Here is a 1,489-nt window from a genome sequence, read left to right as displayed (position 1 = left end):
GCCTACCTCTCTCCCTACATGCTTACCCCAGGACAACCATCGCCTGGGCTGGGCTACCTTCCTGCGTCACCCCATCGCTTACCTACTACCAGTTCAGGCCAGGCGTTCAGTCTCACCCACACCCCGAAGGGCGTTAGGGACTTAAGGACCCTTAGTATCACTGGATTCAGTATTGGCGCATCGTAGCGGGTACGGGAATATCAACCCGTTGTCCATCGACTACGCCTGTCGGCCTCGCCTTAGGTCCCGACTTACCCTGGGCGGATTAGCCTGCCCCAGGAACCCTTGGTCATCCGGCGCAGAAGTTTCTCACTTCTGATTCGCTACTCATGCCTGCATTCTCACTCGCACAGCCTCCACAACTGGATCACTCCGCTGCTTCGCCGGCCGCACGACGCTCCCCTACCCACCCACACACCTAAACCACAAAGGCTCGGATAATGTGTGAATGCCACGACTTCGGCGGTGTACTTGAGCCCCGCTACATTGTCGGCGCGGAATCACTTGACCAGTGAGCTATTACGCACTCTTTCAAGGGTGGCTGCTTCTAAGCCAACCTCCTGGTTGTCACTGCGACTCCACATCCTTTCCCACTTAGCACACGCTTAGGGGCCTTAGTCGGTGGTCTGGGCTGTTTCCCTCTCGACTACGGAGCTTATCCCCCGCAGTCTCACTGCCACGCTCTCACTTACCGGCATTCGGAGTTTGGCTGACGTCAGTAACCTTGTCGGGCCCATTAGCCATCCAGTGCTCTACCTCCGGCAAGAAACACGCAACGCTGCACCTAAATGCATTTCGGGGAGAACCAGCTATCACGGAGTTTGATTGGCCTTTCACCCCTAAACACAGGTCATCCCCCAGGTTTTCAACCCTGGTGGGTTCGGTCCTCCACGCGGTCTTACCCGCGCTTCAACCTGCCCATGCCTAGATCACTCCGCTTCGGGTCTACAGCATGCGACTCAAACGCCCTATTCAGACTCGCTTTCGCTACGGCTCCCCCACACGGGTTAACCTCGCCACACACCATAACTCGCAGGCTCATTCTTCAAAAGGCACGCAGTCACATCACAAACAAGAGCAAGCCCTCGTTTACGCTCCTACGGCTTGTAGGCACACGGTTTCAGGTACTATTTCACGACCCCTCACCGGGGCGCTTTTCACCTTTCCCTCACGGTACTTGTTCACTATCGGTCACCAGGGAGTATTTAGGCTTACCAGGTGGTCCTGGCAGATTCACACAGGATTTCTCGGGCCCCGTGCTACTTGGGATCCCCTCAAACAGTCCAACCGATTTCGCCTACCCGACTCTCACGGTCTACGGCGCCACTTCCCAGAAGCTTCGACTATCGGAAAGATTTCTTACTGTCTATGGTCTCGGCAGAAACCATCAGAGGGTCCCACAACCCCGCAAACGCAACGCCTGCCGGCTATCACACGCCTACGGTTTAGCCTGATCCGCTTTCGCTCACCACTACTCACGGAATCACTA

Annotated in this window: 1 rRNA gene (cut by a window edge); it reads right to left on the bottom strand. The window is 56.3% G+C overall.

What is annotated here, in order from left to right:
• Positions 1-1,489: ribosomal RNA gene (locus ABT352_RS40625) — 23S ribosomal RNA — on the bottom strand; its annotated part reaches 1,511 nt to the left of the window's first position; the annotation flags it as partial.

Source organism: Streptosporangium sp. NPDC000563 (genome assembly GCF_040299985.1).
Taxonomy (GTDB): Bacteria; Actinomycetota; Actinomycetes; order Streptosporangiales; family Streptosporangiaceae; genus Streptosporangium.
The sequence above is the reverse complement of the archived record's forward strand: the minus strand, read 5'-3'. Positions and strand labels throughout refer to the sequence as shown.